At 29.7% G+C, this 15,820-nt stretch carries 13 protein-coding genes; 2 read left to right on the forward strand and 11 right to left on the reverse strand.

Annotated features, from left to right (window positions below; all coding sequences use genetic code 11):
- Window positions 1-133: 133 nt before the first annotated feature.
- The 11 genes from B2P65_RS17440 to B2P65_RS17490 form a co-directional block, all read right to left on the reverse strand.
- Window positions 134-409: a hypothetical protein gene (locus tag B2P65_RS17440; protein WP_242844149.1), complete on the reverse strand. Its 276-nt coding sequence runs from the start codon at window positions 407-409 to the stop codon at window positions 134-136.
- A gap of 129 nt (window positions 410-538) precedes the next feature.
- Window positions 539-856 (reverse strand): hypothetical protein, encoded by a 318-nt coding sequence (locus B2P65_RS17445; RefSeq protein ID WP_346849244.1) that lies wholly within the window; start codon window positions 854-856, stop codon window positions 539-541.
- A gap of 64 nt (window positions 857-920) precedes the next feature.
- Window positions 921-1,472, reverse strand: a complete 552-nt coding sequence (locus B2P65_RS17450; protein ID WP_346880635.1) for a hypothetical protein — start codon at window positions 1,470-1,472, stop codon at window positions 921-923.
- A gap of 248 nt (window positions 1,473-1,720) precedes the next feature.
- Entirely contained in the window at window positions 1,721-2,452 is a 732-nt protein-coding gene (locus tag B2P65_RS17455) for a CPBP family intramembrane glutamic endopeptidase (protein WP_346849246.1), read from the reverse strand.
- Window positions 2,453-2,561: 109 nt separating this feature from the next.
- Window positions 2,562-3,152, reverse strand: a complete 591-nt coding sequence (gene yihA, locus B2P65_RS17460; RefSeq protein WP_150844424.1) for a ribosome biogenesis GTP-binding protein YihA/YsxC — start codon at window positions 3,150-3,152, stop codon at window positions 2,562-2,564.
- Entirely contained in the window at window positions 3,142-5,475 is a 2,334-nt protein-coding gene (gene lon / locus B2P65_RS17465; protein ID WP_346880636.1) for an endopeptidase La, read from the reverse strand. Before lon ends, yihA begins: the two co-directional genes overlap by 11 nt.
- 317 nt (window positions 5,476-5,792) lie before the next feature.
- A complete protein-coding gene (gene lonB, locus B2P65_RS17470) occupies window positions 5,793-7,484 on the reverse strand; it encodes an ATP-dependent protease LonB (RefSeq protein WP_346877824.1) in 1,692 nt (563 codons plus the stop codon).
- Between the two features lie 139 nt (window positions 7,485-7,623).
- The gene (clpX, locus tag B2P65_RS17475; protein WP_346849249.1) at window positions 7,624-8,916 is read right to left on the reverse strand and encodes an ATP-dependent Clp protease ATP-binding subunit ClpX; all 1,293 of its coding nucleotides are present in this window, start codon (window positions 8,914-8,916) and stop codon (window positions 7,624-7,626) included.
- Window positions 8,917-8,934: 18 nt separating this feature from the next.
- Entirely contained in the window at window positions 8,935-9,519 is a 585-nt protein-coding gene (gene clpP / locus B2P65_RS17480; protein ID WP_035135664.1) for an ATP-dependent Clp endopeptidase proteolytic subunit ClpP, read from the reverse strand.
- A 122-nt stretch (window positions 9,520-9,641) separates the two neighbouring features.
- Window positions 9,642-10,931 carry a trigger factor gene (gene tig / locus B2P65_RS17485; protein WP_346849250.1) on the reverse strand — a complete coding sequence of 430 codons (1,290 nt, stop codon included), beginning with the start codon at window positions 10,929-10,931 and terminating at the stop codon, window positions 9,642-9,644.
- Window positions 10,932-11,132: 201 nt separating this feature from the next.
- Window positions 11,133-11,924 (reverse strand): hypothetical protein, encoded by a 792-nt coding sequence (locus B2P65_RS17490; RefSeq protein WP_346849251.1) that lies wholly within the window; start codon window positions 11,922-11,924, stop codon window positions 11,133-11,135.
- A 561-nt stretch (window positions 11,925-12,485) separates the two neighbouring features.
- Between B2P65_RS17490 and pflB the strand changes: the two genes are divergently transcribed.
- Both pflB and pflA read left to right on the forward strand, forming a co-directional pair.
- Window positions 12,486-14,717 carry a formate C-acetyltransferase gene (gene pflB, locus B2P65_RS17495; RefSeq protein WP_346849252.1) on the forward strand — a complete coding sequence of 744 codons (2,232 nt, stop codon included), beginning with the start codon at window positions 12,486-12,488 and terminating at the stop codon, window positions 14,715-14,717.
- Window positions 14,718-14,891: 174 nt separating this feature from the next.
- Window positions 14,892-15,635, forward strand: coding sequence for a pyruvate formate-lyase-activating protein (gene pflA / locus B2P65_RS17500; protein ID WP_346849253.1), 744 nt, complete (start codon window positions 14,892-14,894; stop codon window positions 15,633-15,635).
- Window positions 15,636-15,820 lie beyond the last annotated feature (185 nt).

Consider the following 15,820-nt stretch of genomic DNA (forward strand, 5'->3'; position numbering starts at 1 on the left):
AATAACATGGACTGCTAATTTTCTTACTTTTCTAGAAACCCCCCTATACTGGGCCATGGTTTACATCATTCTTTATCCATTGTTATTTCTACTTTTATAAGCAGTCCTTACTTTTGTTTAAACATCTTATAGTTTAGCAACATTTACAGCAGCATTGTTTTCTGCAGCAACATCCATTATTAAAATTATTATGACCAAATCCAGCATTTCCTCTATTAAATCCAAATCCACCAAATCCACCAGAGCAACATAACCAATATAAGAATATTAAAGTTAATGCATTTCTAGCACTTGAATTACATTCTGTGTCTAGCAAGCACTGATTTTTTAGAATTACGATTAATAGTAGAATTGTACATGGTTGAAAGCCACAACCTGAATTTCCTATATTTCCGCATCCACACATCATAAATTCCTCCTTCTTGTGAAGTGTACTTTCTAATTATCATAGATTAATCACTTAAAACCATTTGTTGATACTTATTAACTTTTTCTCTTGATAATTAATAATCCATTAGTTAGTTTGATATTTATTGTATTATGCACAACAAACTTTTATTCTTTTACATTTACATTTTCTTTCTTTGCATTTACATTTACAGCATTTACACTTGCATTGACATCCACATCTACATGAACATTGGTTTCCACACATTGATCCAAAGTTGCAGTTTCCTAACATATTATTACTTCCACATCCACCATTGAATCCACATAACCAATATAAGAAAAGTAATGTTAATGCATTTTTAGACTTTGATGAGCCATCTAGTAATCCTTGATTTGCAAGAATAACTATTATTAAAAGAATTGTACATGCTTGTGAGTTACATCTATTATTTGAATTTCCACACATTTATTCATTCCTCCAATCTTTATTTATCGTTTTCTTATCTATAGGCTTATCTACTCTTTATTCTTTAGCATGGTTTACATACTTGTTGAGGTGTTCTTCTTATAAGAAAAATTGCTATTATAAGAATTATTTGGCATATATTACATCCGCCAAAGCCACCAAAACCACTATTTCCAAAACAACCAGTATTGCCACTACATTGATTTTGATTGCAACATGGGTCACAACATGGGTTACAACATTGGCATGGGTTGCATGAAGCAGTTTCTATAATATAATGCTTTTGTTTTTTACGATCTTTTCTTACTCCACCACAGCAGCAGCAATATTCTTTGCATTTGCAACAGCACGGCTCACAGCAACAGCATGAGCAATCACATGGATCGCAACAGCAATTATTTCCACCGCATCCACAGTTTCCTCCGAATCCACCACATCCACAGTTTTCTCCGAATCCTCCGCATCCACGGTTTCCGCCGAATCCACCTCTACAGAAAATTAGTATTATTATTATCCAAATTAGTATTTTTCCACTTCCAAATCCAAAGTTTTGAGAAGGGTTTCCATCTGTACATGCTCCGCCAAACATCTGATATAGATTTGAATAGTCACTCATAGTTTTTATCCTCCTATTATATTTACATTTTTATATCATCATTTGTATAATACACTATATGATTTTGCTTAAGTTTTGACACTGATAATTATATTTTTGAAGTTTTTTTATATATTTAATCTATAGTATTTTTAGTGTGTTTTTCCTAAGCCTCTTTACTACAATATATGTTTTTCCATAAAATCGGTGATAAAAAAGTCATCTCATAATTTTNNAAAATTATGAGATGACTTTTTATTATGTTATTACTATAAAATTATCTTGCTTAGAAGTAATATAACAGTAGAAACTCCATTAACAAATAAGTGGGTAAATACTGAATACCAAAATCCTTCCTTTTCAATTAGATAGCAGTTGAAAAAACTTACTACAAATAACGAAGCAAAAGCACTAATACTAAAATGAATAGATGCAAATAATATACTAACAATAGATGCAGATATTATAAATCCAAACTCACCCTTAAGTCTACTTCTTAAAAACTTACCATAAAATAAGTACCTAAAAACGAATTCTTCAACCACTGGTGCAAAAATAACTGTAAAAGGAATAGTTATTATAAAAGAAACTAAATCATAATTACTTAACATAGTTATAACTTGTTGTTGTTCAATAGGTATTTTGAACAAAAAAAGTAATAAAAGCCAAAATAAACCACACATTATTATAAATCCATAAACTAATAACACATATATCAATGCTTTACCTATTTTAAAATCCCCTAAAGAAAACCTGTATTTTATATAATCATCATTCTTACATTTTGAACTAACCCAATTAACTAAAATAAAAATTATTAAAACAAAAGGTAATATATTATTATAAAGTTCTGGTAATAAGAAATACAATGATATATATCCTATACTCACCATAGTTTTAATTAACTTAGAATTTCTTTTTATTTTCACTGTTCTTAGATAAAATACTAGTGGTAAAATATAAAGCATAAATATAATAAATAAATTTCCTAATATCTTCAAATAAACACCCCTCTTTAATCACATATATACTTATATGTTTAAAAGTAAATCAATATTATTATATCATAAATAAAGGGTCATTGATTTCTCTAATCAATAACCCTTTATTTTATTCAAGTCCTAAGTCTTTAAATATTTCCTCAAGTAATTCTTCTTTTCCTTCCTTTTTTAAAGAAGAGAAGAACAATAATTTATCTTCTTTTCCAAGCTTTAAGGTTTCTTTTATTACCTTAGCACTCCTCTGTAATTCACTTTTAGTTAACTTATCTTTTTTAGTTGCTACAACTATAACTTCATAACCATAATGCTTAATCCACTCATACATCATTATATCATCACCAGTTGGTTTATGCCTACAGTCCACTAAAATAACTACTTTTTTCAATTCTGGCCTATTTATTAAATATTGTTCCATCATTTTTCCCCAAGTAGCCTTCTCGCTTTTTGACACTTTAGCATATCCATATCCAGGTAAATCCACAAAGTATAGCTTATTATTTATAGTAAAGAAATTTATAAGTCTTGTTTTGCCAGGTGTACCACTTACCTTTACTAACTTTCTTCTGTTTGTTAAAGTATTAATAAGTGAAGACTTTCCTACATTAGATCTACCAACAAAGGCAATTTCACACATTCCATCTTCTGGATATTGGGTGGGCTTTACAGCCGAAGTTTTAAATTCCGCTTGTTTAATTTCCATTTTTATCTTCTCCAACTAGTGCATTCTTCAATACATCTTCAATTTTTTCTACTGGTATAAACTTTATTTTATTTTTTATAACTTTTGGTATATCCTTTAAGTCTTTTTCATTAGCTTTAGGAATAATTATAGTTTTTATTCCCATTCTGTAAGCAGCTAGACTTTTTTCTTTTAGTCCCCCTATAGGTAATACTCTACCAGTTAAAGTAACTTCTCCTGTCATAGCTACTGAATATTTTATTTTTCTGTTACTTAAAGCAGAAACCATAGCTGTAACCATAGTAACTCCAGCGGATGGACCATCCTTTGGAATAGCTCCTTCTGGTATATGAATGTGTATATCTTTATTTTTATAAAATTCTTTATCTATAACATGCATGTCACAATGAGCCCTTACATAACTGTACCCTGCCTTAGCTGATTCCTTCATTACATCTCCTAGTTGACCTGTAAGTTGAAGCTTACCATCACCATCCATTACTGCTACTTCAACGGGAAGCGTATCACCACCATATCCAGTCCATGCAAGACCTGTGACTACTCCAATTTTATCTTCTTTATCTAAATCATCATAGCTATATAATTCAGAACCTAGATACTTCTTAACAGTTAAAGAATTTATAGTTATTTTTTTCTTATTACTTTCCATTATTTCTGTTATAGATTTTCTTATTACTGAAGCTATCTTTCTTTCTAGATTTCTAACTCCTGATTCTCTTGTATATCTATCTATTATAGTTCTTAAAGCACTTTCATTAACTATAATCTGATCATCTTCCACAGAATATTCCTTCATAACTTTAGGTACTAAATATTTCTTTGCTATTTCATATTTTTCCTCTGTAGTATAGCCTGAAACCTCTATTACTTCCATTCTATCTAATAGTGGTCTAGATATAGTATCTAAAGTATTTGCTGTAGTTATAAATAATACCTTTGACAAATCAAACTCTACATCTATATAATGATCCCTAAAGGTCTTATTCTGTTCTGAATCTAGCACCTCAAGAAGAGCATCTTCTACATTTCCTTTATAATCCTTTGATACTTTATCTATTTCATCTAAAAGGCATACTGGATTTTTGTAACCAACTTCCTTTAATGCAGATACAATTCGTCCTGGAATTGCTCCTACATACGTTTTTCTGTGGCCTCGAATTTCAGCCTCATCTTTTACTCCACCTAAACTCATTCTTACAAATTTTCGTCCTAGTGAATTAGCCACTGATTTTGCAATAGATGTTTTACCAACCCCTGGAGGTCCAACTAAGCATACTATAGGTGACTTTAATGATTTACTCATTTTTCTAACTGCTAAATATTCTATAATTCTTTCTTTTACGTCTTCTAGTCCGTAATGTTCCTCATCTAAAACTTTTCTAGCATTAGTTAAGTCTAAATTATCTTTTGTTAGCTTATTCCATGGCATACCTAAAATAGTGTCTAAATAAGTTTTTATAACTGATCCCTCTTGGGATGAAGGCCCAATATTTTTAAGTCTATTAATTTCAAATTCTATCTTAGTTTTAACATCTTTAGGTAATTTAATTTGCCCTAATTTTTTTTCATAATTAGCTATTTCTCTTCCAAACTCATCTTCTTCTCCTAGCTCTTCTTGAATTACCTTAAGTTGTTCTCTAAGATAATACTCCTTTTGAGATGCACTTACTCTAGCTTTAACCTTATTACTTATAAGCTTCTCTACTTTTACAACTTCAATCTCTTTTTTAAGAATAACTAATAATTTTTCCATTCTTTCTTTTATTGAAATAATTTCTAATAACTCCTGCTTTACATCAGCCTTTACCGGTAGAAATGCACTTATTACATCGCAGTATACACTATTATCTTCTTCTGCTTCTAATTCCACTATTAAATCTTTAAATTCTTCACCTGCTAATTCTAAGTAATTAATAAACATATCATTTAGTGAGTTTTTATATCCTTCAGATTCTGTTTTATCTTCTATATCCAACTCTTCAACAGCTTCAACCTCTGCACTTATACAATCATCTTCATCTAAATATTTTACAAGCTTAGCCCTATATTCTCCCTCTACTAATACTCGCAAGTGATTCCCCGGCAACTTCATAAATTGCTTTATTGTACATACACATCCAACATTATATATATCTTTTTCAGTTGGATTTTCAGTAGTTGCTTCTCTTTGACTTATTATAAATATCTTCTGATCTTCATCCATGGCTCTATTAATTGCTTCTATAGATTTCTTTCTACCTATATCAAAGTTTAAAGCCATATGTGGAAAGATACTTAATCCCCTAAGGGGAATTAATGGAAGTTTCATTATTTGATTCTCCATAACATCTCCTCATTTCTATCTAATCTATTATTTAATCTTACTTAATTTCATATTATAAAATCTTATCTAGTTTACTCAAACTAATAATTCAACCTAAAGTATTTATACAGGAATCTTTCAGGGCAGAGCAGTATTTTCTTTTTTATTGTAAAGTATAACGTTTAAAAGAAAATCCTACTTTAATAAAACATCTAAATGATATGTGTTTATTGTATTAATTATAATTAGACTAGTATATTATACCTATAAAAATATAATTTTTCAATTAAATAATCCCTATAAAAGTTTTATCCATTGAACTTCTATAGGGATTAGCTTTAAGCATCTAATTGTGGTAACATATTCAATTCAAACCCTTGATCTTTTTTTTCTACGCTTATATGAAGAATTTGTTCTTTTATTATTGCTTCATCTATTACTTCCTTTATAGTATTTACCGGTATTACTTTTATATCTTTATAATCTTTATATACCTCTTGCCAATTTTCTTTTGGAATTAAAACCTTTTTTGCACCAGCTTTTATAGCACCAGTAATCTTAGCTGTAACACCACCAACTGGCTTTACTTCACCATGAATAGATATTTCTCCTGTCATAGCTATATTATTATCTACACTCCTACCTGTTATTGCACTATAAATTGCAGTAGTCATACTTATTCCAGCAGAAGGACCATCTACAGGTATTCCCCCAGGAAAATTAACATGTATATCGTATTTTTTTGTATCTATGTTGTACATTCTCTCCAACACTGTAATTACATTATCAATAGAATTTCTTGCTGTGCTTTTTCGTTTTAATTTTCTACCCTTATCTCCTAATTCCTCTTCCTCAACAATACCTGTTATTTTTACTATTCCTTCTCTATCTCTTGCCTTTGTTGCTGTCGCCTCTATTTCCATTACAGATCCAACATTTGAACCATATACCGCAAGGCCATTTACATAACCAACCTTTGGTTTCGCACATATCTTTTTATTAGGCTTTGGTGAGTATTGTCCGTTCTCAATAACCCATTGTATTTCATTTATACTAACAGTATTTCTATTTTCATTAATTACAATTCCACAAGCTAATTGAACCAAATTTACAGCATCACGGCCATTATTAGCAAATATCCCAACCAGTTTTGCTGCTTCTTCGTCTATTGATATTCCAATTTTTTCTGCTGCATTCTTTGCAATTATTTCTATTTCATCTCCATCTAGAGCTCTAAAAAATATTTCTACACATCTAGACCTAATAGCTGGAACAATTTCTTCTGGACTTCTAGTTGTTGCACCTATTAATCTAAAGTCAGCAGGCAATCCTTCTTCAAATATCTCTTTAATATAAGATGGCATATTAGGATCTTCACTATTATAATATGCACTATCTAAAAATACTTTTCTATCTTCTAAAACTTTCAATAACTTATTCATTTCTATAGGATGTAATTCACCTATCTCATCAATAAATAGGACTCCTCCATGTGCTTTTGTAACTGCTCCAGGTTTTGGTTGTGGTACTCCTATAACACCTAATGGACCCGCCCCCTGATATATTGGATCATGAACTGATCCTATTAATGGATCCGCTATTCCTCTTTCATCAAATCTTATAGTTGTAGCATCAATTTCTACAAAAGAAGAAGCTGCCTTAAATGGTGAAGCTGGAATTAGTTTTGCCTCTTCTAATACAAGTCTTGCTGCTGCTGTTTTTCCTATTCCTGGAGGTCCATATATTATAACATGTTGAGGATTTGGACCACATATGGCTGCTTTTAAAGCCTTAATACCCTTTTCTTGACCAATTATATTTTCAAAATTTCTAGGTCTACTCTTTTCTGTTAAAGGCTCAGTCAAACATATACTTTTTAACTTTCTCAGCTTTTCAATTTCTTTAGTGTTCTCTTTATTAATTGTAATCTTAGATGATTTTTGTCCCTTTAATGCATTAAAGAAGTAAATTCCCATTACTATTGTAACTAATAGTTGTATTAGCATAATCAAAATCGCTACTGGTTCCATATCAATATTAGCCTACTTTATAAGCAAACTAATCTTCCCTCCCTTTACTAATTATTTAAGTCACAATAGTATTATTCACAATATATTGGATTAATATTCTATAACAAGAAAAAACTGCTGAATTTCAGCAGTTTTTATATTATGCAAGTTCAGGTGTTCTCTTTACACCCTTTTTACTATCTATTTTTAAAGGTTCTCTCTTTCCATTGTCTGCAATGATATATTCAGGAATCTTTGTATTTAAAGTTTCTTCATGAATTATAACTTTTTCTATTTCTTCACGTGAAGGAATCTCATACATTATTTCCTGCATTATATCTTCTATTATTGCTCTTAATCCCCTTGCTCCTGTGCTTCTCTTTATTGCTTCTTTAGCTATAGCTATAAGAGCATTTTCATCGAATTCAAGTCTAACATCATCAATTTCTAATAACTTTTGATACTGCTTCACTAATGCATTTTTAGGTTCACTTAATATTTTTACAAGAGCATCTTCATCTAAATTATCTAAAGTTACTATTACAGGAATTCTTCCTACAAACTCTGGAATTAATCCAAACTTCAGTAAATCACCAGGCATTATTTGCTTAAATAATTCTCCTAAGTCTTGTTTTTCCTTAGAAACCACTTCTGCACCAAATCCCATGGCTGATTTTTGAGTTCTCTTTGTTATAATTTTTTCTAACCCATCAAAAGCTCCACCACAAATAAATAATATATTAGATGTATTTATTTGGATAAACTCTTGATGTGGATGTTTTCTTCCTCCTTGTGGTGGTACTGAAGATACAGTTCCCTCAAGAATTTTAAGTAAAGCTTGCTGAACCCCTTCACCAGAAACATCTCTAGTTATAGATGGATTTTCGGACTTACGTGCAATCTTATCAATTTCGTCGATATATATAATGCCTCTTTCAGCTCTTTCTATATCATAATCAGAGTTTTGAATTAATTTTAATAATATATTTTCTACGTCCTCACCTACATATCCAGCTTCTGTAAGTGTTGTAGCATCTGCTATTGCAAAAGGTACATTTAACATTTTTGCTAGTGTTTGAGCTAATAAAGTTTTACCTGAACCAGTTGGTCCTAAAATAAGTATATTACTTTTTTGTAGTTCTATATCATTATCCATAACATTAGAATTTATTCTTTTATAATGATTATACACTGCTACAGACAAAGCCTTTTTAGCATCATCTTGCCCTACCACATATTGATCTAAATACTTTCTAATTTCTTTAGGTTTAGGTAATGTGCCCATGTCAATTTGGACATCCTCTTCTCTTTCGTCTACTATGATTTCAGAACAAAGCTCGATGCATTCATCACAAATATATACACCTGGACCTGCAATAAGTCTTCTTACTTGCTCTTCACTTTTTCCACAAAAAGAACATTTAAATTTTTTCTTTTCTTCATTTCTTGGCATGTTGACACCCCTTTAAAGCTATTTCTTTTTAACAATTACTTCATCTACTAATCCATATTCCTTAGCTTCATCCGCGGACATAAAATAATCTCTTTCAACATCTTGTTTTATTTTATCTAAAGGCTTGCCTGTTCTTTCACTTAATATTTCATTAAGAGTTTCTTTTATCTTTAATATTCTTTTAGCATGAATATCAATGTCAGTTGCTTGACCTTTAAATCCACCTAACGGCTGATGTATCATTATCTCACTGTTAGGAAGCGCATATCTTTTTCCCTTTTGTCCTGCTGCAAGTAGAAAAGCTCCCATAGATGCAGCCATTCCTACACAAATTGTAGAAACCTCTGGCTTTATATAGTTCATCGTATCATAAATTGCCATTCCAGAAGTTATTGAACCACCAGGGCTATTTATATATAGATATATATCCTTATCTGGATCCTCTGACTCTAAAAATAAAAGTTGTGCTACAATTAAACTAGCAGTAACATCATTTACTTCATCAGATAAAAAAATAATTCTTTCTTTTAATAATCTAGAATATATATCATAAGATCGCTCGCCCTTACCAGTTTGCTCTACAACCATTGGTATATAACTCATAATTACAACCTCCTTACTATTGTAAATATATTAGAATATTTACTATTATATCCTCATTAAAATTATTTTAACCTATTTTATTTAAAATAATTGCCAGTATATACTGGCAATTATTAATTAACTTAAATAGTTTTGCTATTTTCCATTATCATGTTCTTAATTTTTTCATTTACTATTTGAGTTCCAAGGTATTCTCTTTGAACTTGAACTAATCTATCAACAGTTTCTTCCATTTTCTCAGCTTCACCATACTTACTAGCAATCTCTGTAGCTTTTTCTCTTATCTCATCTTCTGATGCTTCAATTTTCTCAGCTTTAGCAATTTCACCTAATACTAATTCATTTTTAACATTTTTAGTTGCTATATCTTTCATTTGTTCTCTAAAGTCAGCTTCTGAAGTATTTGTAAACTTGAAGTAACTTTCTATATCTAAACCTTGATACTTTAATCTATTTTCTAAATCTTGTAGCATTCCATCTAATTCTCTATTTACCATAGCATCTGGAATTTCCACATTAGCATTAGCTACTACAGTTTCTATAACAGCCATTTCATATTCATTTATTGCTTTCAACTCGTTAGCTTTTACTAATTCTTCTCTTATATTGTTTCTAAGTTCCTCTAAAGTTTCAAATTCTGAAACCTCACTAGCAAATTCATCAGTTATTTCTGGTAATTCTTTTTTCTTAACTGATTTAACTGTTACCTCAAATTTAGCTGGTTTTCCATTTAAATCTTCTTTTCCATATTGTTCTGGGAAATTAACCTTTACGTCTTTAGACTCTCCAGCTGTTAATCCAATTAATTGATCTTCAAAGTTATCAATAAAGCTACCTGAACCAATTTCTAATTCGTAATCTTTAGCTTCTCCGCCTTCAAAAGCAACTTCATCTACATAACCTTTGAAGTCTATAACAGCTATATCACCTTTTTCAACAGCTCCCTCTTTAACTTCTACTCTTGTATTTTGAGCTTGTAATTCTTTTAATTTATTTTCTACATCCTCATCTGTAACTTCTACTACTTCTTTCTTTGCTTCTATTCCTTTATAAGCACCTAATTCAACTTCTGGTACTACTGGTACTGACGCAGTATATATAAATTCCTTACCTTCACCAATTTGAACAATATCAATTGATGGATAATCTACTGGATTTATATTATTTTCTGCTAATACTTCTGGATAAGTAGTTTCATATATGTAGTTTATAGCATCCTCATATAATGCACCTTCACCATAGTATTGTTTAATTATATTCATTGGAGCCTTACCTTTTCTAAATCCAGGCACATTGAATTTTTTCGCATTTTTTGCATAAGATTTTTTAACAGCTTCTGCAAATTTATCTGCTCCTATTGTTACTTCAAATTTAACAACGTTTTTTTCTAGCTTCTCCATTTTAACGTTCATTATTTCTTCCTCCTAATATTCCCAACTCTGTATTTCTTAAAATTATAACATAAATTTAGTAAAGTAAATAGTACATTTAATTATTTAACTGTTAGTCAGATACATCATCATTCTCTAAATTTATGATAATAAATTAAATATTACCTAATAAATTATACAATAATACTATTATTATGTACAATACTTTTTCCCATGATATATTTATTCAACTATTTTACCATCTTTATCCACAACTATTTCCTTATTGTCTAAAGATATAGTAAGACCCTTATCTGTTATTTGTCCCACTTCAAAAGTTTTTCCTTTTACATTATAAAATCCTCTATGGGTATTACTCTCCATATTATATATCCACAAATACTTATCATCACTGTTATTTATCCAAGGCAAGCTACTAGAATATGCAATATGTGTATTGTCAATAAATTGTGCACTTTCAACCCATTTATAAGAAGGATTATATTTTAATACGTTTTCCTTGTTAAATACTTCATTAGTAGTTGATACGTACTGTTCATTGGTAATATTTATTAGTTTCTCGTTACTATTTAAAATATACATATCTTGAGCTTCTTTGTCTAAAATTAAAATCATTTCTTGTGATGGGGCTATACTACATTTAACTTGTGAATCTGAATCAATTGTGTTGATTTTCTTAACTTGATCTTTTTCTTCATAATTAATAGTAACTTTTTTTCCTGATTTAAGAACTACATCTGAATAGGTTTTAGTAGACTTTTCCTCTACAACACTTTCCTCTTCAGAATTTTCTTCAGTTTTATTCTTATTTTCTTCTGATTTATAGTTATTTTCCTCTGTACTTTCTTTAATAAAAAAATTTTTTATAGCCACTATTCCTTCTCTATTAGTAAAAACTAATCCAGTTATCCCAATAACCATTATTATAATTAAAAATATAATCATATATTTTATACGCCTCAGCTTTAACTGTCTGCGATAATCCTTACTAAACATACTTGGCTTTTTCCTCACAGCTTTTACCTCCATAGTTAACTTTATTATTTCACTATACATTTTGATTAATAATTATATTCTCATAACTTATTATAACTCAACTTATTATAAATTAACATTTTTTTATACCAAATCAATTTAAATTTACAATTAATTTATTTAATTATATTAACCAACTTTATTTTTTGTTTTATGTTTCCATTTATTATTGCTTTATTACTTTAATATATGAAATTGCATTTTACAACAAATTAACTTCTCTCTGTTTCAAAATTTCATTTAAACTGTTATATTCATCTTCAAATTAACCTTTAATGAAAATTGTTAAATGTCTTCTTGCAATTATTTTTTTCACTAAATTTCGCAAATTTAATCCTTTACTTGTTTGAATTTTCTGAATTTTTAATCTTTTATCCCTATTAAAAAAACTGTTGTTTTTCATCTGTTATAGTTGTACAATTATAACAGATGGAGATAAAATTAAATTTAAATTTAAATTATTATTTAATAATTTTAGTACATAAAACAAATGTTTTATACTTTAATTTTATTAAAAATTATTTTTTAGGAGGATTATATATGTTTACTCAATGGAATGGCTTTAAGGGCAAAACTTGGAAAAAGGAAGTTAATGTAAGAGACTTCATTCAAACTAACTATACTCCATATGAAGGTGATGCATCATTTTTAACAGATGCTACAGAAGCTACAAACAAATTGTGGAATGAAGTAAGCGAATTATTTAAAAAAGAAATAGAAAACGGTGGCGTTTTAGATGTTGATACTAAAACCATATCTAAGATAGATGCATATAACCCAGGGTATATAGATAAGAATCTTGAAAAAATTGTTGGTGTTCAAACTGACGCTCCACTTAAAAGAGCTGTTATGCCTCAAGGTGGAATAAGAATGGCTGAAACCGCAGCTAAATCTTATGGATACGAAATTGACCCTTTGATTTCTGAAATATTCTCAAAACATCGTAAAACTCATAATCAAGGAGTTTTTGATGCTTATACAGATGAAATGAAATTAGCTAGAAAGTATGGTATAGTAACAGGTTTACCAGATGCTTATGGAAGAGGTAGAATCATAGGTGACTATAGAAGAGTTGCTTTATATGGTATAGATAGATTAATAGAAGATAAAATTCAACAAAAGAAAAGTTTAGAAGTTAGCACTATAGATGCTGATGTTATTCAATTAAGAGAAGAATTATCTGATCAGATAGTGGCTCTTAACGAGTTAAAAGCAATGGCAGCTAGTTATGGATTTGATATATCAGTTCCTGCTAAAAATGCTCAAGAAGCTATTCAATGGTTATATTTTGGGTATCTTGGTGCAATAAAACAACAAAATGGTGCTGCTATGTCTCTTGGTAGAACTTCTACTTTCATTGATATATATATTCAAAGAGATATCGATAATGGCATTCTTACTGAAGAAGATGCTCAAGAAATGGTAGATCACTTTGTAATGAAGTTAAGATTAGTAAAGTTTTTAAGAACTTCTGATTATAACAACCTATTCTCCGGAGATCCAACTTGGGTTACTGAAGTAATAGGTGGTATGGGATTAGATGGAAGAACATTAGTAACTAAAAACTCTTTCAGAATGCTTAATACATTATATACATTAGGAGCATCACCTGAGCCAAACTTAACTGTACTATGGTCAACAAGATTACCTCAAGGATTTAAAGATTTCTGTTCAAAAGTATCTATTGATACAAGCTCTGTTCAGTATGAAAATGACGATTTAATGACAACTTATTGGGGTGATGACTACGCTATAGCTTGTTGTGTATCAGCTATGAAAGTTGGTAAACAAATGCAATTCTTTGGAGCTAGAGTAAACTTAGCTAAGACTTTATTATACACTATAAATGGTGGTGTAGATGAAAAATCTGGAGTACAAGTTGCTCCTAAGATGGAAAAAATCACTTCTGAATACTTAAGCTATGATGAAGTTATAGAAAAATTCGATGTTATGGTAGAATGGTTAGCTAAACTTTATGTTAACACATTGAATGTTATTCACTATATGCATGATAAATACTCTTATGAATCTTTACAAATGGCTTTACATGATAGAGATGTATTTAGAACAATGGCATGTGGTATAGCTGGACTTTCAGTATGTGCAGACTCTTTATCTGCAATTAAATATGCTAAAGTTAAGCCTATTAGAAATGAACAAGGAATAGCAGTAGACTTCGAAATCCAAGGTGACTTCCCTAAATACGGAAATGATGATGATAGAGTTGATGATATCGCAGTATACTTAGTTGAAACTATGATGAATAAGGTTAAAAAGAACAAAACATACAGAAATGCATATCACACTCAATCAGTGCTTACTATAACTTCAAACGTAGTTTATGGTAAAAAAACTGGTTCAACACCTTGCGGACGAAAAGCTGGTGAGCCATTTGCTCCTGGTGCTAATCCTATGCACGGAAGAGATAGTAGCGGTTCTTTAGCATCTCTAAACTCTGTAGCTAAATTACCATATGAATATTCTCAAGATGGTATTTCTAATACTTTCTCAATTATTCCAGATGCTTTAGGAAAATGCTCTGAAAACAGAATATCAAACTTAAGTAACTTATTAGATGGATACTTCGGACAAAATGCTCATCACTTAAATGTAAATGTATTTAATAGAGAAACTTTATTAGATGCTATGGATCATCCAGAAAAATATCCTCAGTTGACTGTAAGAGTTTCTGGATATGCTGTTAACTTTATTAAACTAACAAGAGAACAACAATTAGATGTTGTTAACAGAACTTTCCACGCATCAATGTAATCTGAATAAAAAGAATTGATTATAACAACATAGTAGAGATGTCTTAGTTAGATATCTCTACTATATTTAGTATTTTTAAAGAAACTTAAATTAATTTTATAGAGAAATTATAGAATTTATTTTTTGTATAAAGTTAATTATGTTATTTAGTTTAAATTGCAAGGAGGCTTTATAATGAAAACTGGTAGAATTCACTCAATAGAAAGCATGGGCCTAGTTGATGGTCCTGGTATAAGAACTGTAGTATTTTTTCAAGGATGCAAATTAAGGTGTGCTTATTGCCACAATCCAGATACTTGGAACTTAAAAGATGGTAAGGAAGTCACTTCTGAAGAAATTATAAATAAAATCATAAGATTTAAACCATATTTTCAACCTTCTGGAGGTGGTATAACATTCTCTGGTGGAGACCCTCTTGTTCAACCTGAATTTTTATTAGAATTATTAAAAAAATGCAAAGAATTAGGTATTCATACAGCTATTGATACCGCTGGCTATGGACATGGTGACTATGATGAAATATTAAAGTATACTGATCTAGTTTTATTAGATGTAAAACATATTAATAGTGATGGATATGTAACTCTTACTGGTAGGGATACACGAGATGTTAACTTATTCTTGTCAGCTCTTAGAAAATCTAAAGCTCGTGTATGGGTTAGGCATGTGGTAGTTCCTGGTTATACAGATACTTTAGAGCATATGGATAAAATAGCTAGTATAATAAATGAAGAAATTCCTAATGTAGATAAAATAGAATTATTACCTTATCATCTTTTAGGTGTAAATAAGTATGAGAGTTTAAGTATAGACTATAGGCTAGATGGTGTAAATCAAATGGATAAAGAAACTTGTAGTCAACTTCAAGATTATTTAATATCTAAAGTTCAACAGATTAAAAGGAGTAAAATTTCTTAACCTGTTAATGCTTTTACATTTTTTTCCACATAATCCCCAAGTTTATCCACAGGTTAGTAATAAATTATAATTTAAATCATATACTTATAAGTTATACAATTCTATTTACTAACCATCTCTTTTATGAGATAATTACTAATACATTATAATATGTATAATATTCAAAAAATATATTTATATAAATT

The organism is Clostridium sp. UBA3061, assembly GCF_002367465.1.
GTDB lineage: Bacteria > Bacillota > Clostridia > Clostridiales > Clostridiaceae > Clostridium_J > Clostridium_J sulfidigenes.